General features: G+C 60.3%; 24 protein-coding genes. 16 read left to right on the top strand and 8 right to left on the bottom strand.

Translation table 11 applies throughout. The annotated features are described in order from the left end of the window. Nucleotides 1-226: 226 nt before the first annotated feature. From FSO04_RS04165 to FSO04_RS47395, 4 genes are all read left to right on the top strand, one after another. Nucleotides 227-2,572, top strand: a complete 2,346-nt coding sequence (locus FSO04_RS04165; protein ID WP_154558501.1) for a TonB-dependent receptor — start codon at nt 227-229, stop codon at nt 2,570-2,572. Nucleotides 2,573-2,599: 27 nt separating this feature from the next. After that, nucleotides 2,600-3,253, top strand: a complete 654-nt coding sequence (locus FSO04_RS04170) for a MotA/TolQ/ExbB proton channel family protein (protein ID WP_154558502.1) — start codon at nt 2,600-2,602, stop codon at nt 3,251-3,253. After that, nucleotides 3,250-3,648, top strand: a complete 399-nt coding sequence (locus tag FSO04_RS04175; protein ID WP_054039016.1) for an ExbD/TolR family protein — start codon at nt 3,250-3,252, stop codon at nt 3,646-3,648. The genes FSO04_RS04170 and FSO04_RS04175 overlap by 4 nt, the downstream gene beginning before the upstream one ends. A gap of 286 nt (nt 3,649-3,934) precedes the next feature. Beyond that, nucleotides 3,935-4,393, top strand: coding sequence for a TonB family protein (locus tag FSO04_RS47395; protein ID WP_233464736.1), 459 nt, complete (start codon nt 3,935-3,937; stop codon nt 4,391-4,393). Nucleotides 4,394-4,455: 62 nt separating this feature from the next. Here the strand turns inward: FSO04_RS47395 and FSO04_RS04185 are convergent, their stop codons facing one another. After that, nucleotides 4,456-5,409: a LysR substrate-binding domain-containing protein gene (locus FSO04_RS04185; protein WP_168435561.1), complete on the bottom strand. Its 954-nt coding sequence runs from the start codon at nt 5,407-5,409 to the stop codon at nt 4,456-4,458. A gap of 165 nt (nt 5,410-5,574) precedes the next feature. Between FSO04_RS04185 and FSO04_RS04190 the strand changes: the two genes are divergently transcribed. The 5 genes from FSO04_RS04190 (at nt 5,575) to FSO04_RS04210 (ending at nt 10,299) form a co-directional block, all read left to right on the top strand. Continuing rightward, nucleotides 5,575-6,801, top strand: coding sequence for a M20 aminoacylase family protein (locus tag FSO04_RS04190; RefSeq protein ID WP_154558505.1), 1,227 nt, complete (start codon nt 5,575-5,577; stop codon nt 6,799-6,801). Then, entirely contained in the window at nt 6,798-7,586 is a 789-nt protein-coding gene (locus tag FSO04_RS04195; protein WP_168435562.1) for an ABC transporter substrate-binding protein, read from the top strand. The genes FSO04_RS04190 and FSO04_RS04195 overlap by 4 nt, the downstream gene beginning before the upstream one ends. A 32-nt stretch (nt 7,587-7,618) precedes the next feature. After that, complete coding sequence (locus FSO04_RS04200) at nt 7,619-8,308, top strand: ABC transporter permease (protein ID WP_154558506.1); 690 nt, start codon at nt 7,619-7,621, stop codon at nt 8,306-8,308. Next, on the top strand, nt 8,305-9,018 hold the full coding sequence (locus FSO04_RS04205) for an ABC transporter permease (protein WP_154558507.1): 714 nt from the start codon (nt 8,305-8,307) through the stop codon (nt 9,016-9,018). Before FSO04_RS04200 ends, FSO04_RS04205 begins: the two co-directional genes overlap by 4 nt. 93 nt (nt 9,019-9,111) lie before the next feature. Further along, a complete protein-coding gene (locus FSO04_RS04210) occupies nt 9,112-10,299 on the top strand; it encodes a porin (protein ID WP_154558508.1) in 1,188 nt (395 codons plus the stop codon). Nucleotides 10,300-10,336: 37 nt separating this feature from the next. Here the strand turns inward: FSO04_RS04210 and FSO04_RS04215 are convergent, their stop codons facing one another. The 5 genes from FSO04_RS04215 to FSO04_RS04235 all read right to left on the bottom strand — a co-directional run bounded on the left by FSO04_RS04215 (nt 10,337) and on the right by FSO04_RS04235 (nt 16,855). Further along, nucleotides 10,337-11,188, bottom strand: coding sequence for a carbohydrate ABC transporter permease (locus FSO04_RS04215; RefSeq protein WP_154558509.1), 852 nt, complete (start codon nt 11,186-11,188; stop codon nt 10,337-10,339). Between the two features lie 10 nt (nt 11,189-11,198). Continuing rightward, nucleotides 11,199-12,197, bottom strand: coding sequence for a carbohydrate ABC transporter permease (locus FSO04_RS04220; protein WP_154558510.1), 999 nt, complete (start codon nt 12,195-12,197; stop codon nt 11,199-11,201). Nucleotides 12,198-12,363: 166 nt separating this feature from the next. Then, nucleotides 12,364-13,617, bottom strand: a complete 1,254-nt coding sequence (locus FSO04_RS04225) for an ABC transporter substrate-binding protein (protein WP_154558511.1) — start codon at nt 13,615-13,617, stop codon at nt 12,364-12,366. Nucleotides 13,618-13,691: 74 nt separating this feature from the next. Beyond that, nucleotides 13,692-15,686: a beta-galactosidase gene (locus FSO04_RS04230; protein WP_154558512.1), complete on the bottom strand. Its 1,995-nt coding sequence runs from the start codon at nt 15,684-15,686 to the stop codon at nt 13,692-13,694. Between the two features lie 11 nt (nt 15,687-15,697). After that, nucleotides 15,698-16,855: an ABC transporter ATP-binding protein gene (locus FSO04_RS04235; protein ID WP_154558513.1), complete on the bottom strand. Its 1,158-nt coding sequence runs from the start codon at nt 16,853-16,855 to the stop codon at nt 15,698-15,700. Between the two features lie 194 nt (nt 16,856-17,049). On the opposite strand from FSO04_RS04235, the gene FSO04_RS04240 reads away from it, so the two are divergent. Together FSO04_RS04240 and FSO04_RS04245 are read left to right on the top strand one after the other, a co-directional pair. Further along, nucleotides 17,050-18,084, top strand: coding sequence for a LacI family DNA-binding transcriptional regulator (locus FSO04_RS04240; RefSeq protein WP_154558514.1), 1,035 nt, complete (start codon nt 17,050-17,052; stop codon nt 18,082-18,084). 252 nt (nt 18,085-18,336) lie between these two features. Next, nucleotides 18,337-19,101 (top strand): flagellar brake protein, encoded by a 765-nt coding sequence (locus FSO04_RS04245; protein ID WP_154558515.1) that lies wholly within the window; start codon nt 18,337-18,339, stop codon nt 19,099-19,101. 101 nt (nt 19,102-19,202) lie between these two features. Here FSO04_RS04245 and FSO04_RS04250 read toward each other — a convergent pair whose 3' ends face one another. Both FSO04_RS04250 and FSO04_RS04255 read right to left on the bottom strand, forming a co-directional pair. Then, entirely contained in the window at nt 19,203-19,751 is a 549-nt protein-coding gene (locus tag FSO04_RS04250) for an ureidoglycolate lyase (protein WP_154558516.1), read from the bottom strand. Between the two features lie 47 nt (nt 19,752-19,798). After that, nucleotides 19,799-20,743, bottom strand: coding sequence for a LysR family transcriptional regulator (locus FSO04_RS04255; RefSeq protein WP_154558517.1), 945 nt, complete (start codon nt 20,741-20,743; stop codon nt 19,799-19,801). Nucleotides 20,744-21,041: 298 nt separating this feature from the next. Between FSO04_RS04255 and FSO04_RS04260 the strand changes: the two genes are divergently transcribed. The 5 genes from FSO04_RS04260 (at nt 21,042) to FSO04_RS04280 (ending at nt 26,876) form a co-directional block, all read left to right on the top strand. Further along, on the top strand, nt 21,042-22,199 hold the full coding sequence (locus FSO04_RS04260; RefSeq protein ID WP_154558586.1) for a branched-chain amino acid ABC transporter substrate-binding protein: 1,158 nt from the start codon (nt 21,042-21,044) through the stop codon (nt 22,197-22,199). Between the two features lie 434 nt (nt 22,200-22,633). Beyond that, on the top strand, nt 22,634-23,638 hold the full coding sequence (locus tag FSO04_RS04265) for a sugar ABC transporter substrate-binding protein (protein WP_154558518.1): 1,005 nt from the start codon (nt 22,634-22,636) through the stop codon (nt 23,636-23,638). A gap of 177 nt (nt 23,639-23,815) precedes the next feature. Beyond that, complete coding sequence (locus tag FSO04_RS04270) at nt 23,816-24,802, top strand: ABC transporter permease (RefSeq protein ID WP_154558519.1); 987 nt, start codon at nt 23,816-23,818, stop codon at nt 24,800-24,802. 19 nt (nt 24,803-24,821) lie between these two features. After that, on the top strand, nt 24,822-25,619 hold the full coding sequence (locus tag FSO04_RS04275; protein WP_054039035.1) for an ATP-binding cassette domain-containing protein: 798 nt from the start codon (nt 24,822-24,824) through the stop codon (nt 25,617-25,619). Between the two features lie 30 nt (nt 25,620-25,649). After that, entirely contained in the window at nt 25,650-26,876 is a 1,227-nt protein-coding gene (locus FSO04_RS04280; RefSeq protein ID WP_154558520.1) for an ROK family transcriptional regulator, read from the top strand. Nucleotides 26,877-26,879: the final 3 nt, after the last annotated feature.

Here is a 26,879-nt window from a genome sequence, read left to right on the forward strand (position 1 = left end):
GTAAAACGCCCCTCCTCGATTTCCCCAATCGCTCGCCGTGCCCTCCCTCGGGTTGTCATTTTTGTTTTGCAATGTAATGATATAACATTCCTCACCACGGATGACGGCAAGGTGCCCGCTTGATCGGAACCAGTCAGCGCACGCCTCGTCATCCGTATCGCACGCAGGAAGAACGTCAACAAGACAGAAAACACATCCACCCAGCGCCCACCCTGAATAAATCAAGATGAAAAACCGCACGCGTGTCTCCCATGCAGCCCTGCTGCTGTTCGCTATCGCCGCTCATGCCCACGCCGCGTCCGACGAAGGTTCGGTGACGGGCGCCGTCACCGACGCAGCGGGCAAGCCCGTCCGGAACGCCACCGTGAGCGTTCAGAACGCAAGCGGCGCCGCAGTCAATGAGGCAAAGACGGATGCAGACGGCCGTTTCGCGATCGGCCATGTGACACCGGGGACCTATGCGATCGTCGTTACGGCACCGGGATTTGCGAGCGGCAGCAGCATGGCGACCACGGCTGCGGGTACAGAAAGCGCAGTAAGCGTCAAACTCGCTCAAAGCGACACACTCGACGTTCAGGTAAATGCAAAGCGTCTCGATCGGGCCCGCAACGGATTGTTGCCAGAAACCGGCAGCAGCGTGTACCGCTTCAGCCAGGCCGATATCAATGCGCTGCCCGCAGGGCAAGACACGCCGCTGAACCAGGTGTTGCTACAAGCGCCTGGCGTGGCGAGCGACTCGTACGGGCAACTGCACGTGCGCGGTGATCATGCGAACCTGCAATACCGCATCAACGGCATCATCATTCCCGAGCCGATCAGCGGTTTCGGCCAGGCACTCGACACCCGCATCATCGACCAGGTGAACCTGCTCACCGGCGCGTTACCGGCCCAATACGGCTACCGCACGGCAGGCGTGGTGGACATCCGCACGAAGACGGGCGATGCCGGCAACGGTGGCTCCATCGACGTGTTCGGCGGCAGCCATCAGACGATCAAGACCAGCGCGGATGTATTCGGCAATCAGGGGCCGTTCAGCTACTATTTCAGCGGCTCGCTCGGCATGAACAACCTCGGGATCGAGAATCCCACTGCCAGTGCCAACGCGATTCACGATCACACCCGTCAGGGCGATGCGTTCGGCTACATGTCGTACATCATCAACCCGCTCACCCGCGTGAGCGTGATGTTCGGCACGACAAGCAACCAGTTCGAGATTCCCAACACCCCCGGCTTGCCGACCAACTTCACACTCAACGGCAGCAACACGTTCGATTCGAGCCAACTGAACGAAACGCAATCGGAGTTGAACAACTTCGCCATGGTGGCCCTCCAGGGCACCAATGGAGGCGCACTCGACTATCAGGTTGCCTTGTTTACCCGCTACACGCGGACGCAATTCAATCCCGATCCGGTCGGCGATCTGCTCTTTAACGGCGTGGCGTCGCAAGATTTTCACAGCAACTCGGCCAATGGCGCACAGGTGGACACGACCTGGCGGCTGAACGACAGGCATACGGTCCGGGCGGGCCTCTTCTTTCAGCAAGAACACGCCGTGTTCAACGACAGCGTCAACGTATTCGCGACGGACAGCAACGGCAACCAGCTTTCCGATCAGCCCTTCAATATTCAGGACTCCAGCAGCAAGACCGGTTATCTGTACAGCGCCTACGTACAGGACGAGTGGAAAATCACGGACAAGCTCACGCTGAACTATGGTCTGCGCTACGACAAGATGGACGAATATGTCAGCGCAAGCCAGCTTAGCCCCCGCATCGGACTTGTCTATACGCTGACGCCGGCCACGACCCTCCATGCCGGTTACGCGCGCTATTTCACGCCGCCTGCGTTCGAGCTGGTGTCCGGCTCGACCATCAGCCGTTTCAATGGCACGACCAACCAGAGTCCATCGAACCAGAACGATCAGGTGCAACCGGAACGCAGCCATTATTTCGATCTCGGTGTGACCCAGCGTCTTGGATCGAACGTGACGGTCGGGCTCGACGCTTACTACAAGAAGTCGGCGAACCTGCTCGATGAAGGACAGTTCGGCTCCGCGCTCATCTTCACGCCGTTCAACTACAGGGAGGGGCGCGTGTATGGGGTCGAGTTCACGGCCAACTACAAACAGGACAACGTATCCGCGTACATGAATCTCGCGTGGAGCCGCGCGCAAGGCACGCAGATCGATTCAGCGCAGTTCAATTTCGACCCGGCAGAACTCGCCTATATCAACAATCACTGGGTCTATCTGGATCACGACCAACGCATCACTGCATCGTTCGGTGGGACCTACGATCTCGGCAGAACGACTTTCACATTCGACGGACTCGTAGGAAGCGGTTTGCGCAGCGGCTTTGCGAACACGGATCGGCTGCCGCTCTATGCGCAAGTCAATCTTGGGGTGATACAGCACTTCAATCAGCCTCTCATCGGCAAATTCGATGCACGCCTCGTCGTGATCAACGCGTTCAACCGCGTCTATGAGTTGCGCGACGGGTCGGGTATCGGCGTCGGCGCACCGCAGTACGGTCCGCATTTCGCCGTCTATGCCGGCGTCACCAAGCATTTCTGATTCTGTCCAGCTACGAAGAGGTAAAGCATGCAAGATTGGACAAGCGTTCTAGCGGCAGTGCGCATAGGCGGATGGGTCATCTATCCGCTGACGATACTCGCCATTCTGGCAGCCGCCATTGCCCTCGACCGGGCCTATGTGTTTCTGCGTTTCGGCCGGTTGTCGGGCACGCTGCGTGGCACACACGACATTGCGGCGGACGGCTCGGCCCTCGATTGGCCCGGCAGATTGAAGGATGTCTCCAGTCAGAACGCATTCAGACGCATGAGCGCGCCGTGGGCGCCCGATCCTTCCGTACCGCTGTGGCTACGCGAGGCCAAGGCGCAATCGGTTGCCGCGCAAATCGAACGCGACATGAGCAAAGGTTTCTGGGTGTTGGAGACCATCGTGACGGCGGCGCCTTTGCTGGGTCTGTTGGGCACCATCGTCGGCATGATGCATTCGTTCCAGTTGTTCGGCGGCGATGGTCTCGTCGATCCGGGTGGCGTGACCGGTGGCGTGGCCCAGTCTCTGGTGGCAACCGCGATTGGCCTCGTCGTCGCCTTGTTCGCGCTCTTTGCGTTCAACTATTTTTCCCGTCGGCTCGAACGACTCATGGATGAACTCGAGTCGTTCGCGAATGCGCGACTCAGCGAAATCCGTCTTGCCGTTGCAGCCACGTCCGCGGGAGCGCAGCCGTGAAATTCAAGCGCTCGCGTGCGGCCAAGCGCGGTCGCATCGAAATCATTCCGATGATCGATGTGATGTTCTTTCTTCTGGCGACCTTCATGCTCGCATCGCTCGCGATGCAGCGGCTCGACGCGCTCAAGGTCAACCTCCCTGCCGGCAGCGCGCAAAAGATGGCGGCCCATGAACCCCTGACTATTTCAGTGGACAGCAGCAATGAGGTATTCGTGAATCATCAGTCCGTCCATCTCGATCAGGTCGAGCCGGCGGTAAAACGCCTGCTGCAAGCGGACGGCAATGTTGTGATCGCCGCTGACGACGCGGCAGGCCACGGCGTGGTCGTTCAGGCGATGCTGGCCGCGCGCCGCGCGGGTGCTGAGCGGTTTTTGATCGCCGTGCGTCGTGAGTAGCAGGATGCGCCTTGCGGACACTGTGGACGATTCTCCGCGGATACGGATTGCGCTAGCGGTGCTGGTCGCGCTGGTCGTATGGATCGGGTTCCTGTTTCAGTTGGGGCAATGGTTGGGTACAACCCCGTCTGTGCATGCGCCTGATAAGCCACTCGAGATGCGGGTGGTGGAACTCGATCCTCCGAATGTTCCGGTTGCGAATCCTTCTGCGGCTCCGGCTACTCATGCTATGCCCGCTCCGATCGCACCGGCGAAGCCAAGACAAGCTGCAGATCCGCACTCTCACGTGTCAGCACAAGCACGCACGACGACGCCTGCGCCATCGAAGCCGGACGTGCGCTCGGTGCACAGCGTTGCGCCGGCTCAGTCGACGCCCGCGGCGGAAGAGCCGAAAGTGGCGAACGAACCGCCAGCGCGTGCTGCGGGCCCTTCTGCCGAGGAAAAAGCAAACGCCACGCCATCGGCCACATCGTCCGCCGAAGCAACCGCGCACGCCATTGCTCAACCGTTGCCGGAACTCCCCGACGATTTACGTGACCAGGCATATCAAACCGTCGCCACGGCTCGCTTCGCCATTCACGTTGACGGCTCAGTCGATGTCGAACTCGTCAAGCCGACCGCCAACCCGCGCCTCAATCAGATCCTGCTCGAAACGCTCCGTAGATGGCGGTTCTTTCCGGCGATGCAGGCTGGACATCCAGTCGAAAGCCGGCAGGATATCCGTGTGCATTTCAACGTAAATTAGGGCGCTGAAAGTTGTTCGCCAAGGCTGGTAATGATCGCATCACGAGTGCAGTTCCTTGATGCTCAAACGAGCAGGGTCAACGTCTCAAACAACACAAGGTCTTCTTTCTTCGCCGACCGTGCGTGCTTGCGGATCACTTGCAGGAGACAGTCGATAAAGCAACGAGCCGCGCCGCCGAGCGTGCTATTGCGGCGCGTGACAATGCTCAGTTGTCGCGTATCGAATTGTTCTTTCAGCGCTAGAGCCATCAGTTGGCCTTGAAACAATGGCGTTGTCTGAAGAACGGTTGGACACCACGTGCACATATCGGCACGTTCAACCAGCATCTGAAGTGTTCCTAACGAATGAGCCCGCACAATGCGGTTCGCTTCGATCTGCGCACCGTGGCGCGTGAACAGGTAGTCGATTAGCGCGTCCTGGCCGTCAGGCGCGAAATTCAGTGCCCAGTCCTGATCGAGTAAATCGTGAATCGAACGGCAGTGCTGACGCGGATGTCCTCGGCGAACCATCACGGCCGTCTCGTAATTCAACACCGGTTCGCAGGAAAACTCCTGGCTGGCAGTAGACGGATGCAACTGCCCGATTACGAAGTCCATATCGCCGGCGCGCAGAAGCGGTTGCGCAACAGCCATCAGGCTTTCGAACAGTTCCAGCTGAATATCGGGCATTCGCTTGCGAAACAGCAATACCGTCTCGGCCAGAAACGTCAACGTGATCCACGGCGTCACGCCAACACTCAGCCGTCCCTCCGCCCGGCCGCGCAATCTTGCCAGGTCGTTCTGCGCGTGCTCCAACTGATTAAGGACCAGTCGCGCGTGCGTCAGCAGCGCCTTGCCATATTCGGTAAAGCTGATTCCTTCAGGCGCGCGTATCAGCAGCGGCAATTGCTCAGTGGCTTCGAGTTCGCGCAGCGAACGCGTGACAGCGGCCTGAGAAATCCCCAACGACCGCGCCGCCGCCCTGATGCTGCCCGCTTCGGCACTGGCGACTAACGCCTGCAATTGATGAATCTTCACGAAACCACCCCGACAACAAATGGTTGTCAGCATAACAAAACTGCGGCTTCACCCCCGAAATTTAGCTAAATAGCATTCCGACCAGTGCAGACAGTTGCAACGCCCGAAGCCCGAACAGCTAGGCTGTGACAGCCGGGGCTGCCCGCTCTTCAAAGGACTTCATCGATGGTTCAAGACTTCGTTTTGCCCGGCATCGCAGCCATTCAAGAGGAAATGATCGGCTTGCGTCACCGTATTCATGCCAATCCGGAACTCGGTCTGCAGGAGGTCGCAACCAGCGAGCTGGTCGCCGAATGCCTAAGCAAGTGGGGCTATCAGGTCACGCGTGCCGTAGGTAAAACCGGCGTAGTGGGCACGTTAAAGATCGGACACGGGCCGTCCCTCGGACTGCGCGCCGATATGGACGCACTTCCGATCAGCGAGACGACGGGCTTGCCCTATGCCAGCCGGAACGACGGCGTCATGCACGCATGTGGCCACGATGGGCATACAGCCACGTTGTTGGCTGCAGCAAAGTACCTCGCCGAAACACGCGCCTTCTCAGGCACGCTCAACCTGATTTTCCAGCCTGCAGAAGAAGGTCTCGGCGGCGCGCAAAAAATGATGGAAGACGGCCTCTTCGAACGCTTTCCGTGCGACGCCGTATTCGCGCTCCACAACGTCCCCGGCTATGCGGCAGGGCATCTGGGCTTCTTCAGCGGCGCATTCATGGCTTCTGCCGACACCGTCACCGTGCGCGTGGTGGGTCGTGGAGGACACGGCGCCGTGCCCGACAAGGCTATCGATCCGATCGTCGTATGCGCTTCGATCGTGACGGCGCTGCAAAGTATCGTGTCCCGTAACGTAAGCCCGCGCGATCTGGCCATCATCAGCGTCGGTTCGATTCATGCGGGCGTCGCGTCGAATGTGATCCCGTCATCGGCGCAGATGCTGCTGACCGTCCGGGCGCTTGCGCCGGACGTGCGCGACCTGCTCGAACGCCGGATTCACGAACTCGTGCACGGGCAGGCGGCAAGCTTCGGCGCGCATGCGGAAATCGACTACTTCCGTTGTCATCCAGTGCTGATCAATCACGCCAGGGAAACGGACTTCGCGCGCCAGGTGGCGGCGGACTGGTTCGGCACCCAGTCCATCATCGACGACCTCGAACCCTTCACAGCCAGCGAAGACTTCGCATGCATGCTTGAAAAATGCCCCGGCAGCTACCTCGTGATCGGCAATGGAGACGGCGAACGCAGTTGCGCGCTACATCACTCCGGCTATGACTTCAACGACGGCTGCCTGGCAGTGGGCGCCACCTATTGGGTCAAGCTGACCGAACGCTTTCTGGCAAAACCTGTTCGCATGGAACATAAGCAGTACAACAACGACGTTGAGGAGAAACACACGTGAAGAAGACACTTGCAGCGATCTCATTTGCTTTGATGGCGCTGTCAGGCAGCGCCAGTGCCGCCGATTGGTCCGGCAAGGAAATCAGGCTGGCGGTGGACCCAACCTACCCGCCACTGGAGTTCAAGACGCCGGACGGAAAGCTGACCGGCTTTGGCGTGGATATCGCAAATGCGCTCTGTGCCGAACTTCACGCCCGCTGCGTATGGGTCGAAACCAGCTTCGACGGAATGATCCCCGGATTGCTGGCGAGAAAGTTCGATGCGATCTCCTCTTCGATGACCATCACACCCAAGCGCATGCAGCAGATCGCGTTCACGAACAAGATCTCCAACGCGCCGGCACGGCTGGTCGTCAAGCGCACCTCCGATCTACTGCCGACCGCCGCCTCGCTAAAGGGGAAGCGTGTCGGCGTCGAACAGGGTTCGAGCCAGGAGGATTACGCCAAAGCGGAGTGGCAACCGGCTGGCGTGCAGATCGTCGCCTACCAGAACCAGGATCAGGTTTACACGGACCTGATCTCGGGACGGCTCGATGCGGCATTTCAGGCATCGATCGAAGCGAACGACGGTTTTCTCAAGAAACCGGAGGGCAAGGACTATAAGTTTGCCGGCCCGGCGTTGGACGATCCAAAGTATTTCGGTCTAGGCGACGGTCTTGGCCTTCGCAAGGAGGACGTCGCGCTGCGTGACGCATTCAATCAGGCACTAGCTGCCGTGCTGGCAAACGGGACCTACGCACGAATCAACCGGAAGTACTTCGACTTCGATATCTACGGCGCAAAGTGAGCCGGTCTGAGCCAGCCACTACAGGAGACAAAATGATACTCGGAGGCTTCGGGCCGGCTCTCGTGGCCGGCACCTGCGAAACGATCAAGCTTGCGCTGCTGTCGCTACTTGTTTCGTTCGCGCTGGGACTCTGCGGTGCGGCGGCCAGGCTGTCCAGCCGCCGTTACGTCGTGCGGCTCGGTGTCGCATACACGACCTTGATCAGGGCGGTGCCGGATCTCGTGCTGATGCTGCTGCTTTTCTATAGCATCCAGATCGTGTTGAACCACATCACGGACGCGTTTGGTTTCAACCAGAGGGATATCGATCCGTTCTCGGCCGGTGTCGTCACAATCGGGTTCATCTACGGTGCGTATTTCACCGAGACATTCCGCGGCGCATTCATGGGCGTGCCGAGGGGACAACTGGAAGCGGGCATGGCGTTCGGCATGTCCAACTGGCAGGTGTTCACTCGGATCATGTTTCCGCAAATGATGCGACTTGCGTTGCCGGGTATCGGCAACAACTGGCAGGTTATCGTCAAGGCGACCGCACTGGTGTCGATCATCGGACTGTCAGATGTCGTCAAGGCCTCGCAGGATGCCGGCAAGTCGACACAGAACTTCTTTCTGTTCACGATCGTGGCCGGTGCGATCTATCTGGCAATAACAACGCTATCCAATGTGGTGTTGTGGCGGCTCGAAGTACGGTATTCCGCGGGTGTGAGGCGCGTGGCGACATGATCGATATTGTCCGGCAGTACTGGCAAAACTACCTGTACACCGATGGCTTTCAGTTCACCGGGCTCGCGGTCACGTTGTGGCTTCTGGTGGCATCGCTCGGACTGGGATTTATGTCGGCGTTGCCGCTCGCGGTGGCCCGCGCATCGCGCAACCGGTTCCTGTCGACACCGGTCTGGCTGTTCACCTACGTGTTTCGGGGAACACCACTCTACGTCCAGTTGCTGATCTGCTATACGGGACTGTACAGCTTGCATGTCGTGCATTCGCATGCGCTGCTCGACGCATTCTTTCGTGATGCGATGAACTGCACACTGCTGGCATTCGCGCTGAACGAGTGCGCCTACGCAACGGAAATCTTTGCGGGATCGATCAAGGCGACGGCCTATGGAGAAATCGAAGCAGCGATCGCAGTCGGCATGTCCAGATTTACCGTCTACCGGCGAATCATTCTGCCTTCGGCGCTGCGGCGCGCGTTACCCATGTACGGCAACGAAGCGATTCTGATGCTGCATTCCACCACACTCGCGTTCACCGCGACGATTCCAGACATTCTGAAAGTGACTCGTGATGTCAATTCGGCAACGTACGCGTCGTTCGAGGCATTTGGAATTGCAGCACTTTTGTACGCAATGATCGCTTTCGCCCTGGTCTGGATGTTTCGTCAACTGGAGCGACGCCTTTTGGCGTATCTGAAACCAAGAAGTGGTTGACGGCGCTTTGCCGCTCTATTTGCCATTCCGGCAAATCGTTGATTTGGCCAACGACAATCGAGCAGAAAAAAAATATACGTTAAGGATGACGAATTGAACAAAACAATTATTTGTATTGCGATAACGTCCGCATTTGCAACGTCGGCATTTGCGCAGAGTAGTGTAACGCTGTATGGCGTCATCGATGAGGGGCTCGACTTCACGAATAACGTTGGCGCAAGCCACGTGTACGAAATGGCAAGCGGCTACGCACAAGGTAGTCGCTGGGGACTGAAAGGTGCCGAAGATCTGGGTGGCGGGTTCAAAACGCTTTTTCAGATCGAAAGCGGCTTCAACGTCAACAACGGCAAGCTCGCGCAAGGTGGCCTGGGGTTTGGACGCCAGGCATATGTCGGTATCGAGAGCGAACGGTACGGGGCAGTTACCCTTGGCCGCCAATACGATTCGGTGGTCGACTATCTTGCGCTGACGACAGCCAACGGCAATTGGGGAGGCTATCTGCTATCCCACCCGTTCGACAACGACAACACAGATAACACGTTCCGCGTGAACAACACGGTCAAGTATGCGAGCCCGGATGTTGCCGGCCTCCAGTTTGGCGGCACGTATAGTTTCAGCAGCGGTACTGGCTTCGCCAACAACCGGCAATTGAGTGTTGGCGCGCAGTACACCTACGGCGGGCTGTTGATCGCCGCCGCTTATTTGAATGCAGACAATCCTGGATCGACATCCGGTGGCGCGATTGCCGGTTCGAGTTCGACCGTCGCCGCAGACGCGAACTTTCAATCGGAGCGTTTGCGCGTCTTTGGCGCAGGGATCAACTACACATTGGGCCCGGCGACGCTTGGTTTCGTCTATACCAACACGAACATCAGCAATCCAGCCACGAATGTCGCCTACCTCAGCACACAGGAAAGCATCGAACCGACTAGCGGGGCACTGGCAGGCGGCACGTTGACCAGCTTGAAGTATCAGAATTTCGAACTGAACGGAAAATATCAGTTCACGCCGGCGTTCTTCGTGGGAGCACAATACGTCTACACGCTGGAGAACTACGATGCAACGAAAGGTAGTGTGCGACCGAAGATTCATACAGTCGGCTTGATGGCGGACTACAACCTGTCAAAGCGCACCGATATCTACCTCCAGGGCGCGTTTCAGAAGATCACCGGCGACGCGACCGGATCGGCGCTGGATCAGGCATACGTGCCCGGTGCACAGGACCTGTCGTCGTCATCGAGTCAGATTGTTGTCCGCGCGGCGATCCGGCATACGTTCTAACCCGGATCCTGATGGGCGCGTTTTTTCTAACGCGCCCTCACCCCTTCGTCGCCCCAAACGTCAATCCCGCCACAAAATGCTTCTGCATCGCAAAGAACATCGCGACCGAAGGCAACGCGGCAAGAATCGACCCCGCCGAAACCAGATTCCACGCCGTCGTCCACTGCCCTTTCAACGCCGCAACGCCTACGGTAATCGGCGCCGCGTCGTCACCTTGCGTCAGACACAGCGCCCAGAAGTAGTCATTCCACACGAACGTGAACACAAGAATCGCCAGCGCCGCCAGCGCGGGGCGGATCAACGGCAATACGATTTTGAAGAACACGGTCCACTCATTGGCGCCTTCGATCCGCGCCGCCTCGACCAGCTCAAACGGCAACTGCTTGATGAAATTCCGCAGAAACAGCGCGCAAAATCCGGTCTGAAACGACACATGGAACAGAATCAGCGCGCTCACGGTATTGAACAAACCAAGTTGCAACGACAGATCCCGCACCGGGATCATCAACACCTGCACCGGCACGAAATTGCCCGCGACAAACGTCGCAAACAACGTCGAATTTCCGCGAAACCGATAAATAGCCAGCGCGAATCCCGCCATCGCCGCAAGTGCAATCGAACCCACCACAGCGGGCACCGTAATCAGCACGCTGTTCCAGAAGTAATGCAGCATCGGCGAGGTCGTCAACGCCTCGCGATAGTTATCGAACATCGCGAAGTGCTTCGGCCAGCCCCAATAGTTGCCCTCGCTCAGTTCTTCCGTCGAACGCACCGAGGTCACGAGCACCGCCATCATCGGCAGCAGCCAGATCAGCAGCGCGAGCGGCAACGTCAGTTTGTACGCGCGGCGCGTCACCGGCTTCCATTTGTCGATTGGGATCGGAAACATGATCGGCTCCTTATTGCTCGGTGCGCAGCATGCGGCGCAGGTGATAAACGATGTACACCAGCATGATGGCGAACAGCACGACCGCCACCGCCGCGGAATAGCCGATGCGGTAGTACTTGATTGCCTGGTCGTACATGTAGTACGCGAGCACGGTCGAACTTTCGAACGGTCCGCCGCTCGTCATCACCGAAATCAGATCGAAGCTGCGCAACGCGCCGATCACCGTGACGACGATCGCCATGAACGTGGTCGGCCGCAATTGCGGCAGGATCACGTGCCACAGCATCGACCAGCCGCGCGCGCCCTCCATGCGCGCCGCCTCGATCTGCTCGGCGTTCAGCGACGTCAGACCGGTTAGATAAAGAATCATGCAATACGCGGTTTGCGGCCATAGCGCGGCGAACACGATCCCGAGGGTCGCGTAACGCGGGTCGCCGAGTACCGGCACGCCGTGCCCGAGAATCACCGCGAGCAAGCCGAAGGTCGGGTCGTAGAACCACGAAAAGATCAAGCCGACCACCACGCCCGACAACACGAACGGCGCAAAGAACAGCGATTTGACAATGCGGATGCCGGCCACGGCCTGGTTCAGATAGAGCGCGACGGCGAGCCCCATCGGCGGCGCAAGCAGGAACAGCAGCAGCCAGATGAGATTATTCTTCAGCGCCGTGTAGAACGTCGGCGTATGGAACAACTCGATATAGTTTGCGAGGCCGACGAAAGATGGGTCGGTCATCCCATCCCAGTTGAAAAAACTCAGGCGCACGGTCGAGATGATCGGCCACACGACGTAGATCGCCACCATCACGCAGGCCGGCGCGAGAAACAGGAAAGCGGCTCGCCGCTGGCGGCGCGCGGTCGGCGAAGGACGGCGCCGGCGCGCCGCGCCAGGCGGCCCGCCGCGCAATGCACCGCCCGATGCCGGTACGCCCGAACCGGGCAAGCCAGAACCGCCCGGTTCGGCAGGACCGCCGACAGTGTGACGGGTGACGGAATGCGACACGATCATTCTCCTGTCGACCAGAGTTCGCGCTTTAGCGCGTTACTCTGGTCCCATGCAAAGCTGTCGACCAGAATTGGTGCAAAGCACGTACCCTGGTCTCATGCAACATAGTTGCCAATCTGATGCAACGAGTAGCGGCCCAGACCAAAACCCAAGCCCGGGCCACCACCGCTCACTTCTTATAGATCCGCTTACGCGTCTGCTCGAGTTGCGCGAGCACGTCGTCGAGCTTCGACGGATCGGAGATGAATTGCTGCATCCCCTTCATCCCTTCATCGGCCATTTCCTTCGTCATGTCGCGATCGTAGAACTGCGCAATGCCGCCCTTCGTATTCGCGAGAATCTGGAAGCCAATCTTCGAAATCGGATCCTCAGGTTCCGGCGATTTGCTGTTCGCCGACAAGGAGCCGAGACCGGTCGCCAGCTTCGCGCCATTTTCCGGCGTCTGGACGAACGCCAGGAAGGCATGCGCATCCGCCTTGTTCTTCGCCTTCGACGGAATATGCAGCGATTCGACTGGACCATCTTCGGCGGTCGGCACGCTCGCGTCGATGATCGGGAACTGGAAGTAGCCCATTTCCGGCTTGACGTTCGGCGGGAAACCACCGGTGATGAAGGTGCCCATCAGCATCATCGCGGCCTTGCCCTGGAACAGGAACGGCTGCACCGCATCCAGATCGTAGGAAAGCGAATTGTCGATGAAATAGCCGGCGTCGATCAGTTGCTTCCACGTCGTGTAGACCTTCTTCACCCGCGGATCGGTATACGCGATGTCGCCCGCCATCAGTTTCTGATGGAACGCGTTGCCGTTCAGGCGCAGGTCGAGATAATCGAACCAGCCGGCGAGCGTCCATGAATCACGGCCAGCCACGGCAATCGGCGTAATGCCCGCCGCTTTCAGCTTCTTGCAGTCGTCGAGAAACTGGTCCCACGTTTTCGGTTCACCGGCAATGCCGACCTTCTGGAACAGGTCCTTGCGATAGAACATACCCCACGAGTAATACACAGTTGGGGCGGCGTACTGCTTGCCCTTATACGACGACGCTTCCTTCGTCGACGCATACATGTCGTTCCAGCCGTTCTTCGCCCAGTCGCCGCTCAGATCTTCGAAGAGGCCGCGCTGCGCGTAATACGCCATGCGCTCGCCGTCATGCCAGTTGACGATATCGGGCGCGACGGTGGAGAGCCAACCGGGCAACTGAACTTTGTACGCTTCTTCATCGACGAACGACACTTTCACGTCGGTACCGGGATGCGTTTTCTTGAAGTCGTCGATGATCGACTGCCAGACTGCCCGTTGACTCGCGCCCTTGAACGCGATGTTGACCGCGAGCGTGCCGGCCTGCGCCGTGCTGACGACGGACACGCCTGCGGCGGCCGCAGCCAGCGCGAGTGCCAGCAGAATCTTGCGAGGTTTCAGTGCCATGTTGCTGTCTCCTTTATGCCTTGATTTTGCGTCGTTGTTGTTACTGCATGGAATCCTTCGTTCAGCGCTATCGATCAGTTGCCCGATCGATAGACGGCCACACCCTGCGGTTCGATGGCGCGTGAGCCGATCACGAAAGCGTCGTCGGCGACATCGGCAAGCGTGTGCGTCTGATCGCCGTAGTTCAACACGTAGGTCAGCGCGCCACGGCGGCTGAAACGGACGGTGTCGCCGAGCGATATCGTTTCGACGCCCGCTTCTTCGGCGATCTGCTTCAGAAGGCGAACGGTAAGCGCATCGTCGAACAGGCTCGCGAGGTAATGAAACGCGCCGCTTTTCACGTAAGCAGGATGGCCGTCAGCGAAACGGGCACGCACGTCGAGCGAATCCACTGTATCGCTGTCGCTGTCGATGAAATCGCGCCAGTGGCGCGCAACGCCGTCCTCTGCGGTCGCTTCCTGGTTATCCACGAGCAGCACAGCTTCGGTCACATTCGGCCGCATCGATTCGACTCGCCACACACGCAGCGGCAATACAGAAGCGAGCGCGCCCGGCGGCAGATTCGCCGGAATCTGCACGTCTGCCGTCTTCGAACCGGTGCGGGGACCCAGCACGACTTGCGCGCCCGAGCTCGCCAGCCGGGCGGCAAAATCCGCAGGCACAACCGGCAGCGGCGGCACGACGATCAAACGATAGCCGTCGAGGGCTGCATCGACCGGCACGATATCGACGTCCAATCCGAGCGAGCGCAGCGCCGAGTAATACTCGAACGCGAAGCGCGGATAGTGAAAGTCCGCGCCCTGCGGATGAATCTCGAAGAGCCACTTCGCTTCGTAGTCGTAGACGAGCGCAACCTTCGAGCGGATCGCAGCGTTGGCGTCGGCGTTCGCGGCGAGCACCGCGCGAATCTCGTCGGCAACCTGCGCCGCTTCGTTGCCGCCCACATCGAGCCGGTTATCAGGTGTATTCAAACCAGCGTGCATCTGCTCCTGTGCAAACGGCGCCTGGCGCCAACGGAAATACGACACGCAACCCGCGCCGTGCGCGAACGCCTCCCAACTCCATAGCCGCACCATGCCGGGCAGCGGCGCCGGATTCCACTGTGCCCAGTTCACAGGACCGGGCTGCTGCTCCATCACCCAGAACGGCAGCTTCGACATACCGCGGTACACGTCATGATTGAACGAGGCGAAGTCGGGATGCCCGCTGCGCAACCAGCGCGCTTTCACGTCCGGCGCAAACCACTGCTCTTCGAGCGCGCCGAGCGGATAGCTGTCCCACGCGGCGACATCGAGATCGGCCGCCACCTTGTAGTGATCGAACTCGGTAAAGAGCTGCATGAAGTTGTGCGCAACCGGCCGCCCCGGCGAATGCGCGCGGATGATCTCGACCTGCATGCGGTTAAAGCGCGCCACTTCGTCGGAGGCGAAGCGCCGGTAATCGAGCCGATGCGACGGATGCGCTTCGGTGACGGTCGCCACCGGCGCGTCGATCTCGTCGAAGCTGCGGTACTCCATGCTCCAGAACACCGTTCCCCACGCACGGTTCAGCGCATCGATCGTTTGATAGCGCGCCTTGAGCCACTCGCGAAAGCGCCCCACTGCAGCCGGCGAATAGCTGACCACCGTGTGATGACAGCCGAATTCGTTATCGGTCTGCCAGTATGCAACGGCCGGATGCTTGCCGTAGCGCTCGGCGACCGCCGTGCAGATTCGCTGCGATGCCGTGAAATACGAAGGTGAAGAAAAATCGTAATGTCGGCGTGAGCCGAAGGCGCGCGGACGGCCATCCGCGCCGATCGGCAAAATGTCCGGATGACGGTCGATCAGCCACTTGGGCGGCGTCGCGGTGGGCGTGCACATGACGACCTGCAGACCGGCCGCACCAAGTACATCGACCGCGCGATCGAGCCAGCCCCAGTCGTACTCGCCAGGCGTTGGCTCCATCCGGCTCCACGCAAATTCGGCGATTCGCACCTGCTCGATGCCAAGCGCTTTCATCCGGCGAGCGTCGTCTTCCCACATCGACTCCGGCCAGTGTTCCGGGTAATAACAGACTCCAAGGCGCATCCGAATGTCCTCTATGCGTAGTGTTCGACGGATTCGAGCAAAGCGGCGGCAAAGCCGTCTTCGGTAAACAAATGGCAGGCGCGGTTGGGCACACGCAAGCTCGCGCGGTCGCCCGGCGCGAGGCGTGTGTCGCCGGGCGCCTTGGCGATCAACGTGGCGCCGCCCGGCTGATCGAGGTGGACGTAGCTGTGCTCGCCGAGTTGTTCGACGAGAGACACGGTGCGGATCAGAACGGCGTCCTGCGGATTTTCAGAAGCTGCCGCGTCGATGAATTCGAGGTGTTCAGGGCGCACGCCGAGCGTGACGGGTTGCGCCGCCTGGAGTCCATCACCGCTGACTGGCACGCGCACGTTCTCGGACGTATCGTCGAGCGTGACGATCACGCCCTGCGGATCAACCGACGCCACCCGCCCCGGCAAAAAGTTCATGCGCGGCGAACCGATGAAACCGGCAACGAAGCGGCTCTTCGGACGGTGGTACAACTCGAGCGGCGCGCCGATCTGCGCGATGCTGCCGTAGCGCTCAGTGTCCTTACCCGCATGCAGCAGCACGATCTTGTCGGCGAGCGTCATCGCTTCGATCTGGTCGTGCGTGACGTACACCACGCTGGCTTTGGCGAACTGCTTATGCAGCCGCGCGATTTCGATGCGGGTCTGGCCGCGCAGCGTCGCGTCGAGATTGGAGAGCGGCTCGTCGAACAGAAACACGCCCGGTTCGCGCACGATGGCCCGGCCAATCGCCACACGTTGACGCTGTCCGCCGGACAGTGCTTTTGGCCGGCGCTCGAGCAGCGCCTCAAGTTGCAGGATGCGTGCGGCTTCCCTTACCTTGCGGTCGATTTCGTCCTTGGGGGTTTTGGCCAGCTTGAGGCCGAAGGCCATGTTCTCAAACACGGTCATATGCGGAAACAGCGCGTAGCTCTGGAACACCATCGCCACACCACGCTGCGCCGAAGGGACGTCGTTGACGAGGCGGCCGGCAATCGACAGGTCACCGTCGGTCACGTCTTCGAGGCCGGCAATCATCCGCAGCAAGGTGGATTTGCCGCAGCCGGACGGACCGAGAAACACGCAGAACTCGTTCTCGCCGATCTCCAGATCGACATCGCGGATCACTAGCGCGCCGTCGCCATACGCCTTCTGCACGCCTCTCAACGAAATGCTCGCCATCGCATCGACTCCGTGATTTAATCGGCTCGACGTCGGAGATTAAGCGCTTAATCAGCAGGGCCGAAAAAAATCGATCGCTTCCGATCGCTGGGGCCGTACCTGTCTCCGATATCGTTTTGTCTGTGCGGCAAATGGTGCCGCGCCTTGGGCTGCGATGCAAATGTCGGACACCCATCCCAAATATTGAAAATGCTATGACAACCCTTAGCGAAGTCGCGCGTCACGCCGGCGTCACCCCTGCCACGGTGTCGAACGTGCTGCGCAATCGCGGCCGGGTCGGCGCGAGCACCCGGCAGCGGGTGCTGGACGCCGTCGACGCGCTCGGCTACCGTCCGCATCTGGCCGCCCGCGCGCTCGCCGAGGGCCGCGCACCGACGCTGGCGTTGATGGTGTCGAGCATTGCCAATCCGTTCTATCCGGAGTTCGCGCTCGCGGTCGAACACGCGGCGCGCAGCAGCGGCCACTTCGTGATCATCTGCAATACGAACGAAGATCCGCTGACCGGGCGGGCCTATCTCGACCAGATCGCGGGGACGCTTTCCGAAGGCGTGCTCGTCACCAATGCGAACCTGGACCTTGCAGACCTTCATACGACCGAATCGCGCGGCACGCCCGTGGTGCTGTGCATGTGGGAACGGCCGAATGAACCGCCGGGGCTGCCATGTGTAGCGGTCGATTTTCGTCTGGCAGGCGAACTGGCCGGCGCGCATCTGCTGGCGCTCGGCCATCGGCGGATCGGCGCGATTGTCGGCAGCAAGGCCTCGGGCATTCACGCAGCGCGTTACGAAGGTTTTGTCGATGCGCTGCATGCGGCCGGCGCGCCGAAGGGACGGGTCAAGCATGCGCCCGATACGATACAAGGCGGCTACGCCGCAGCGCGTGCGCTGCTGGAAGCCGATCCGAAACTCACCGCGATCTTCGCGACCAACGATCTGCCGGCGCTCGGCGCGATGCACGCCGCCGCCGATCTTGGCCTGAACGTGCCGGGTGATCTGTCCGTGATCGGTATTACCGATATTCAACTGGCGCGCGAATCGCGGCCCGCGTTGACGACAGTCGCCGTGCCGACTGTCGAAGTCGCCGACCTGGCGGTGTCGCTGCTGCGCGAGTTGATTGAATCGTCGTATGGGCAAGCAGGTCGTCAACCAGCGGCAAGCGTGCCGATGCGAATTTCCTCGGCGCCGAAACTGGTTGTGCGTGCGTCGACGGGGGTGCCGCGCCCGAGGTAACGTGGCCGTAACAACATCGAGGACGTTACGTAGCGAACCCTGACTACGGCCGCCCTCACCTCTCAGGCCACCGTCCGCAAACGCCCGTATCAAGCGGTTCCACGGCAAAAATACCGTTTCGATCAGTCCATCCATGCAGTTGGCACGGTCCCTGCAATAAAGCAGGAAAAGGCCGAGCGCCGGCATGACTCACATGCCGCCTGCGCTCCCCCAACCGGCCACGCCAGGGCCATAACAAGCATGGATACTCAAATGAATGCCGATCTTCTGCTGGACGCCGATCTCGCCGAACAGACCACCGACGCAGACTCGACCTTCGCGCAGCGCCATCCCTTGCAAATCGCGGTCTGCCTGCGCAAGCTGATGGCCGGACAGGACTTCGTGACGGTGGAATTCAACGGCCGCCAGATCGTTACGCAGGTACTCGATGTCGATTCGCGCAATGCCCGCTTTATCTTCGATGCCGGCAGTACGCAGTTGGACAATTCCGCGCTTCCGTCTGCGCGCCAGTTGATCTTTCGCAGTTTGCCAGGTGGCATTCGCACAGAGTTCATAACGCTTAACGCAAACCCCATCATGTTCGAAGGGCTCCCGGCTTTCGAGGCCGCCTTCCCTACGCTCCTGCACTACGTTCAACGTCGTGAATTCTTCCGTGTGCAAACGCCCGTGCTGGATCCGTACATCGCTAGCGGACCGTATGTGGACGGCGGCTCGTTCAGGCTCGAACTCCAGGATCTTTCATTGGGCGGCGTGGCGTTGAAAACCGCCGATGCGCGTTTCGGCGCGCTGGAAAGCGGCACCGTATTGCGCAACGTCACGCTGCAACTCGGCAGCTTCGGCACGCTGCGGCTTGATCTGGAAATCGTCGCACCACGGCAATTGACTACGCCGAAGGGCGACCTGCGCTTCGTGATCGGCTGCAAGTTCGTACAGACGCCGGGACTGGCCGAGCGAACCTTGCAGCGTATCGTTACGCAACTCGAAACGAAGCGTCAAAGGCTCACGCCGCGCGGGTGAGTTCCTTCCGGTAAGTCCCTTCAGGCACGAACCGCGCTGGAATCGCGCCGGGTTCCAAACCAGATTGCTGAGCCTCGGCACCTTCACTGAAGCGTCGACGCCTATATGAGGCCCGGCGCGCCGACAAGCTGGTACGGCGGAATCTGCCGAATCGCGCTTTCACCCGCAGGAGCGCCCGTGAGCAGATGGACGGCAAGGTCGAACGTCGTCGAGCGGCGCGTAAGCATTAGGCAGGTCACTTCGTTCTGCAATGCACGCGTGGCGTGCCAGCAGCGCGGCCGCATGCAGATCCCCTCCCCGACGGGCACCTTGAAAGCTGCCAATGAATCAAGGTTAGGGTGCCCGTCCGGCGTACTCGTCGCGACAATCTGAACGAGAGGTCCGGTTAGCGGCACCACGGCCTGCTCAGTCAGCCAATGCGCCTCGAGCTTCATCACCTCAGCTTCGCAATCGCGGTATCTGACCCACAGAATCTCAGGATCTCCGGAAAGTCCGGCATCGAACAGATGCTCACGCCAGAAATCGGAAGACGGGCTTGCGAACGAAGGCGCAGCGCTATCCTCCGGAAACGGCTTGCCTAACATCCATCCATAGGGTTCGAAAGCGCCCGCAGTAAGCGGTTGAATGGTCAGAGGCGTAGCAGTCGGCATCTCGGTACGGGCCTTTGAAAGTCGAAGAAAACATCACGGGGTGCCACTCAATGAGGCGGCAGCGCTTCGTCGGTGTCTGGGAAGAGCGCGATATCTGGTCCGTTCTCCAGGCTGAACTCTCGCATGACCTTTTGCGCCAGATGCGTGATCGACTCGCATAGCAAACTGTCCGGACTGCGCCGGAAGGATGCGAAAAGCGGGAGTTCCGGGACTCGATGCGTCACTTTCAGCAGTTGCAGATGACCGGACTCCAGCTCGCGGGTCACGAAAGCTGTCGGCAGAACCGCAATACCGAAACCGTCGAGTACGAGCCTGATAATCGCCGCGACCGAAGACACGCAGTTGATTTGCACGCGAGGCTCGCCGGCCGCTGCAAACAGGCCGGCTACAAAAACATGCGGCGACGAATGACGGGCAAAGCTCACAATCGGAAAGCTCGCCAGTTCAGCTTCCGATAGTGCTTCAGCCGACAGATTCAGCGACGGACTCGCCACCCATCGCATCGGCAATGCGCCGAGCGAAACATTTTCCGCGTCGGCACCTGCGACCGCCGTGCTCAAAAAAGCGATATCCACGTTGCCATTGACCAGTTGCACGGACAGATTCGTCGAGGTGTCGCAGGTCAGCTCAATCGTCAGGTTCGGATATTCGTCCCGCACGCGCCGCAGTAACTCGGGAAGCCACGTATGCACGACGGACTCCATCACGCCGACCCGCAACAACCCGCTCACATGCGAGCGGTCGCTTACGCTTGCGAGCATGTCGTTCGTGAGTTTCAGAATCTGCTCAGCGAAGGCCAGCGCTTTGGTCCCTTCCTGGGTCAGCTTGACGTCGCGCGGTCCCCGATCGAATAGACGCACGCCGAATTCCTGCTCGAGCGCAGATATCCGACTGGAAATTGCGGCCTGTGTCGCATGCAAGCGCTCCGCTGTCAGCCGGAAATTGCGCAGCTTTGCAAGCCATACAAACGTTTCTAGAAAACGGACATTCATCAGACACCTTGATCAGTCGACGGACGCACAACCACGCTCCACGTATTGCGTCCGCGCTAACGGACAGCTTCAGTGCATTGGCAGAGTTTAGCGCCGCAAAATCAGGCCCGTGACAACAAAAACTGGCCACCTGAACCAACTTTTTGTTGTGACCGCGACGGCGCAACGCGCAAGGGCCGGCCTATCGGGAAAGCCCTAGGGCAATCAGATTTATCTATTGCCGGTCAATAAAATAAGTCGTTGGACGGAAGAATTTGGCGTTCGAATACTCATTGAACCGAAAACCAAGGAGCCGCCCATGTCACCCTCGTACAGTAAATTGAACCGGACGCTGCAAACGAGCGCCGCTGCGCTGCTGCTGAGCGCAGGCAGCGCGAGCTTCGCCGCGGAGCCGGCCGTGATCCTGATTGGTCATGCCGCGCCCTTGACAGGGCAGCTCGCGCATATGGGCAAGGACAGCGAAAATGCGGCGCGGCTAGCAATCGACGAGATCAACAGCCAGCATCCGGTGATCGACGGCAAGGCGGTCCGTCTGCAACTCGACGATCAGGACGACGCTGCCGACCCACGCACAGGGACTCAAGTCGCCCAGAAGCTCGTTGACGATGGTGTGGTAGCCGTAGTCGGCGATATCAACTCTGGGGTTTCGATCCCGGCATCGAAGATCTACAGCGAAGCCAGTCTGGTGCAGATCTCGCAAGGTTCGACCAATCCCACCTATACGCTGCAGGGCTTCAAAACGACCTTCCGCGTCGTCGCGACCGACGCACTGCAAGGTCCGGCCCTGGCTCGCTACGCAATCGACTCAATGCACGCGAAGCGAATTGCAATCGTGGACGACTCAACCGCATACGGCCAGGGTCTCGCGCAAGAATTTGAAAAAGCGGCAACAGCACGAGGCGCCGTTATCGTGACCCACGAAGCGACAACCGATAAAGCCGTCGACTTCCGAGCGATTCTGACGAAAATCAAAGGTCTGAAACCCGACGCAATCATGTATGGCGGCTCGGACGCAACGGCCGGCCCGCTGGCAAAACAGGCGGCTAACCTAGGCATCACCGCCAAGGTGCTGGGGGGTGACGGTGCCTGCACGGATAACATGACGCAACTTGCCGGCAGCGCAATTGGCAACGTGACGTGTTCAGAAGCCGGACTTGCCTTGTCAAAAATGCCAAAGGGTCAAGACTTCGACAAGCGATACGTGGCGCGCTTCAGAACCCCCATCGACGCCTACGCTCCGTTCACGTATGACGCCGTCTACGTTATCTATGACGCCATGAAGCGGGCGAATTCGACCGACCGATCGAAAATTCTCGCAGCGATGCCTGCCACCAGCTATGACGGCGTGATCGGACACATTGCGTTTGACCCGCACGGCGACCTGCGGGACGCTGCGATCACGATCTACCAATTCAAGGACAACAAGAAGACCGTGATGGATGTCATCAGAATGTGATCCGGCTGAAAGGGACGGACATTGCGTACATGGCGTTACGCTCAGCCACCACTGATTACCCTTCGCGACGGCAGCCCATCCCGTCGCGAAAGGTCACTTAAGACTTCAATTCGCTTACAAGCGAGCCAGGACTTTCCCGAAGTTCCGGTGCTCGACCTTGCATCGCACCATCCCCGCGAAGCCCCGTCACGTAAGGCCCACCACCCTGTCGGCCGCTTCAGCGCGTCGACGTCCTCTCCGATCGTTTCCTTGACTAGCGTCCCCGCGCCTGCTCTACTAAATCAACCAAAGTGATTTAAGTGGTCGATTTCGAACAACCTCGGAATCGCATCAGGTTCGAAACCAGATCGCAAACAGGCAGCAAGCGCGCAGCGTTCGCGTGTGCAATCGCCCGCAGTTCACAACGTCGTTGCCAATAACCGGAGGAGCGTCCCATGAATCTGAATTCCCGCAGGCATCCTGTCGCCAGGAAAATCGTGTCGATGTGCGTCGCGGCATCGGCCGTGTGGTGTGTGAGCGCGAGCCAGGCGGCTGATCAGCCTGTCGTTGGCCTCATCACCAAGACCGACACCAACCCGTTCTTCGTGAAGATGAAACAGGGCGCCGAAGCAGCGGCATCGAAAGACGGTGCCAAGCTGCTCACCGCCGCCGGCAAGTTCGACGGCGATAACGCAAGCCAGGTCACCGCCATCGAAAACATGATGACGGCCGGCGCGAAAGCGATTCTGATCACGCCGAGCGACACCAAGGCAATCGTGCCGAGCATCAAGAAAGCGCGCGCTGCGGGCGTGATGGTGGTCGCGCTCGACACGCCGACCGATCCGCAAGATGCCACGGACGCCCTCTTCGCCACCGACAACTTCAAAGCCGGCGTGCTGATCGGCAAGTACGCGAAAGCCGCCATGAACGGCAAGCCCGCGAAGATCGCCACGCTCGACCTCGCTCCCGGCGTCTCGGTCGGCGTGCTGCGTCATAACGGCTTCCTGGAAGGCTTCGGCGTGAAGGAAGGTGATCCGTCGATCGTTTGCAGTCAGGACACCCGCGGCGATCAGTCGAAGGGCCAGACGGCGATGGAAAACTGCCTGCAGAAATCGCCGGATATCAACGTGGTCTACACGATCAACGAACCGGCGGCAGCGGGTGCGTATCGCGCGCTCAAGGCAGCGGGCAAGGACAAGAGCGTGATGATCGTTTCCATCGACGGCGGCTGCGAAGGCGTACGCAATGTGAAGGCCGGTGCGATTGCCGCGACCTCGCAACAGTATCCGCTGAAGATGGCCTCGCTCGGCGTGACGGCGGGTGTCGAGTACGCGAAGACCGGCAAGAAAGTCTCCGGCTATCAGGACACGGGCGTGACGCTGATCACCGATAAGCCGATGACCGGCGTAGACGGCAAAGATACGACGTACGGTCTCGACAACTGCTGGGGCAACAAGTAATACGCACTGAACGGCGGCCCACTTCGCTGGGCCGCTCACGGACTGCCAGCCACTGAGCCGCCGGCCGCGGGATACCCTGCGGATCGCCGGCCCGCCAGATGGCCGGTCTCCGGATCGCCGGCCGCCGTATTTACCCCGTGGCCTGCCCGCCACGTTTATGCATCGAGGACACCTATCATGTCGACACCTTCCGCGCCCGCCGGCCACCCGCGCACCTTCACCGACCGTTTGCCGTCGCTCGCTGAAATCGGACCGCTGATCGCCCTGCTGCTGGCCTGCGGCTTCTTCATTTCGCAGAGCAACCGGTTCCTGTCGTTCCAGAACCTCTCGCTGATCCTGCAGCAGACGATGGTGGTCGCCGTCATCGCCATCGGCCAGACGTTGATCGTGCTGACAGGCGGGATCGATCTGTCGTGCGGGATGGTGATGGCGTTCGGCTCGATCATCATGACCAAATTCGCGGTCACGCTCGGCGTGCCGCCCGTTCTCGCGATTCTGTGCGGCATCGTCGCGAGCGCGTTGTTCGGTGCGCTCAATGGCGTGCTGATCACGCGGATCAAACTGCCTGCCTTCATCGTCACGCTCGGTACGCTGAACATCGCATTCGCGCTCACGCAGATCTATTCGAACGCGGAAAGCGTCTCGAACCTGCCGGACGCGATCATGTTCCTCGGCAACACGTTCAAACTCGGCCCCGCCGATGTCACCTACGGCACAGTGCTGACGTTGCTGATGTATGGGGCGACGTGGTTCGTCTTGCGCGACACCGTGCCCGGCCGGCATCTGTACGCGCTCGGCAATAACCCCGAAGCCGCGCGCCTGATGGGCCTCTCGTCGCAGAAGATCTTGCTCACGGTGTATTCGCTGGCCGGTGCGATCTACGGTATTGCCGCGCTGTTGTCGGTATCGCGCACCGGCGTCGGCGATCCGCAGGCGGGGCAAACCGAGAACCTCGACAGTATTACGGCGGTGGTGCTGGGTGGCACGAGTCTGTTCGGCGGACGTGGCTCGATTAGCGGAACGCTGCTCGGCGCGCTGATCGTCGGCGTATTTCGTAATGGCCTGACGCTAATCGGTGTCTCTTCGGTCTACCAGGTGTTGATCACCGGCATGCTGGTGATTCTCGCGGTCGCCGCGGACAAACTTTCCCATCGTCGCGGTTGAACGCCCAAAGGAACCTGTCATGTCGACACCTACTTCCGCTTCTGCCGTGATGCCCGTTCTGCAGGCGCGCGGACTTGTCAAACGCTACGGCAACGTCACCGCGCTCGACGGCTGCGATTTCGAAGTGCTGCCCGGCGAGATTCTCGCTGTGATCGGCGACAACGGCGCGGGCAAATCGTCGTTGATCAAGGCGCTTTCCGGCGCCACCATCCCCGATGAAGGAGAAATCCTGCTCGACGGCAAGCCGGTCAAATTCCGCAGCCCTCTGGATGCGCGCGCTCAAGGCATCGAAACCGTGTACCAGGAACTCGCGGTGGCGCCCGCCATGAGCATCGCCGAAAACCTGTTTCTCGCCCGCGAGCTCGTCAAGCCGGGCTGGCGCGGTTCGATCTTCAAGATGATCGACAAGCGCCGCATGCTCGACGAAGCCACCGCGCACATGAAGGATTTGCAGATCGGCATCCGCTCGATGCGCCAGGCGGTCGAAACCTTATCCGGCGGCCAGCGTCAAGGCGTGGCTGTCGCGCGCAGCGCGGCGTTCGCACGGCATGTGGTGATTCTCGACGAGCCCACCGCCGCACTTGGCGTCAAGGAGGGCAACATGGTGCTCGAATTGATCCGGCGCGTGCGCGATCGCGGCCTGCCGGTGATCCTGATCAGCCACAACATGCCGCACGTGTTCGAAGTCGCGGATCGTATTCATATCCAGCGGCTCGGCAGGCGTGCCGCGGTGGTCAACACCAAAGACATCCACATGTCGGAGGCCGTGGCGATCATGACGGGCGCGAAGCAAGCGGACGTCAAGGCGATTGCATGATGCATGCATCCCGCTGAGGGGCACACGACGATGGAAACCACAGGTACACGTTCGCCTCTCAAACGCACGGTCGGCTCGAACCAGGTCGGCATGCGGCAGTTCAACGAACGGATCGTTCTACAGGCGATCCGTTTGCATGGGCCACTGCCGAAAGCCGACGTGGGCCGTCTCACGCGTCTGTCGATGCAGACCGTTTCGATGATCGTCGACCGTCTGATCGACGACGGCCTGCTCGAAAAGCAGGCGCGCGTGCGCGGTCGCATCGGTCAGCCTTCGGTGCCGATCGCACTGCGTGCGGACGGCGCGTACACCATCGGCATCAAGGTGGGCAGACGCAGTCTCGACGTGCTGGCGATGGATTTCGCGGGCCACGTGGTGTGCCGCGATGTATTCGACTATGCCTATCCCGATCCGCGCACGCTGTTCCCCGCGCTCGAAAGCAAACTGGCGCGCGTGAATCAGACGCTCGGCGCGAAGGCGAACAAAGTGGTTGGCGTGGGCGTGGCGGCGCCGTTGTGGCTCGGCGGCTGGCGCGACTTTCTCGGCGCGCCGCAGGACGCACTGGAAGCGTGGCACGAGATCGACTTGCGCAGTCGCATCGCGACGATGACGGGCTTGCCTGTCGAGTTCGCCAAAGACACCACCGCGGCCTGCGCGGCCGAACTCGTGATGGGCCAGGGCCGCGGGATTCACAATTTTCTGTACCTGTTCGTCGGCACGTTTATCGGTGGCGGCCTGGTGATCGACGGCCGTTTGCATGCCGGACCACACGACAATGCGGGCGCAGTCGGCTCGATACCGCTGAGGGACGGCAGCGCGCGCAAACCCGCGCGGCAACTGCTGCACGCAGCATCGGGTTTCGTTCTGGAAAGGCTATTGAGCGATGCAGGCGTGCCGCCCGCCGCCGCGCACGACCATCGCGCGTTGTCGCCTGAACTGTGGCGGCAAACCGAACAATGGCTCGACACCGCGTGTCCTGCGATCGCCAACGCATTGACCAGTGCGGCTGCCTTGCTCGACCTGGAAGCGGTGGTGATCGACGGCGAACTCGACCGGCAACTGGTCCGCGAAATCATCCGCCGAACCGAGCGCGTACTCGATCGCTTCGAATGGGAAGGCATGGTGCGTCCGCAACTACTGGAAGGCACCATCGGCGCCGATGCGCGGGCGATGGGCGGCGCAATTCTGCCGCTATACGCGCATTTCGCGCCCGTGCACGAGCTTTTCCTTAAGCCGGCGACGGACGCCGGCTATTAGGCG

This window comes from Paraburkholderia madseniana (genome assembly GCF_009690905.1).
Lineage (GTDB): Bacteria > Pseudomonadota > Gammaproteobacteria > Burkholderiales > Burkholderiaceae > Paraburkholderia > Paraburkholderia madseniana.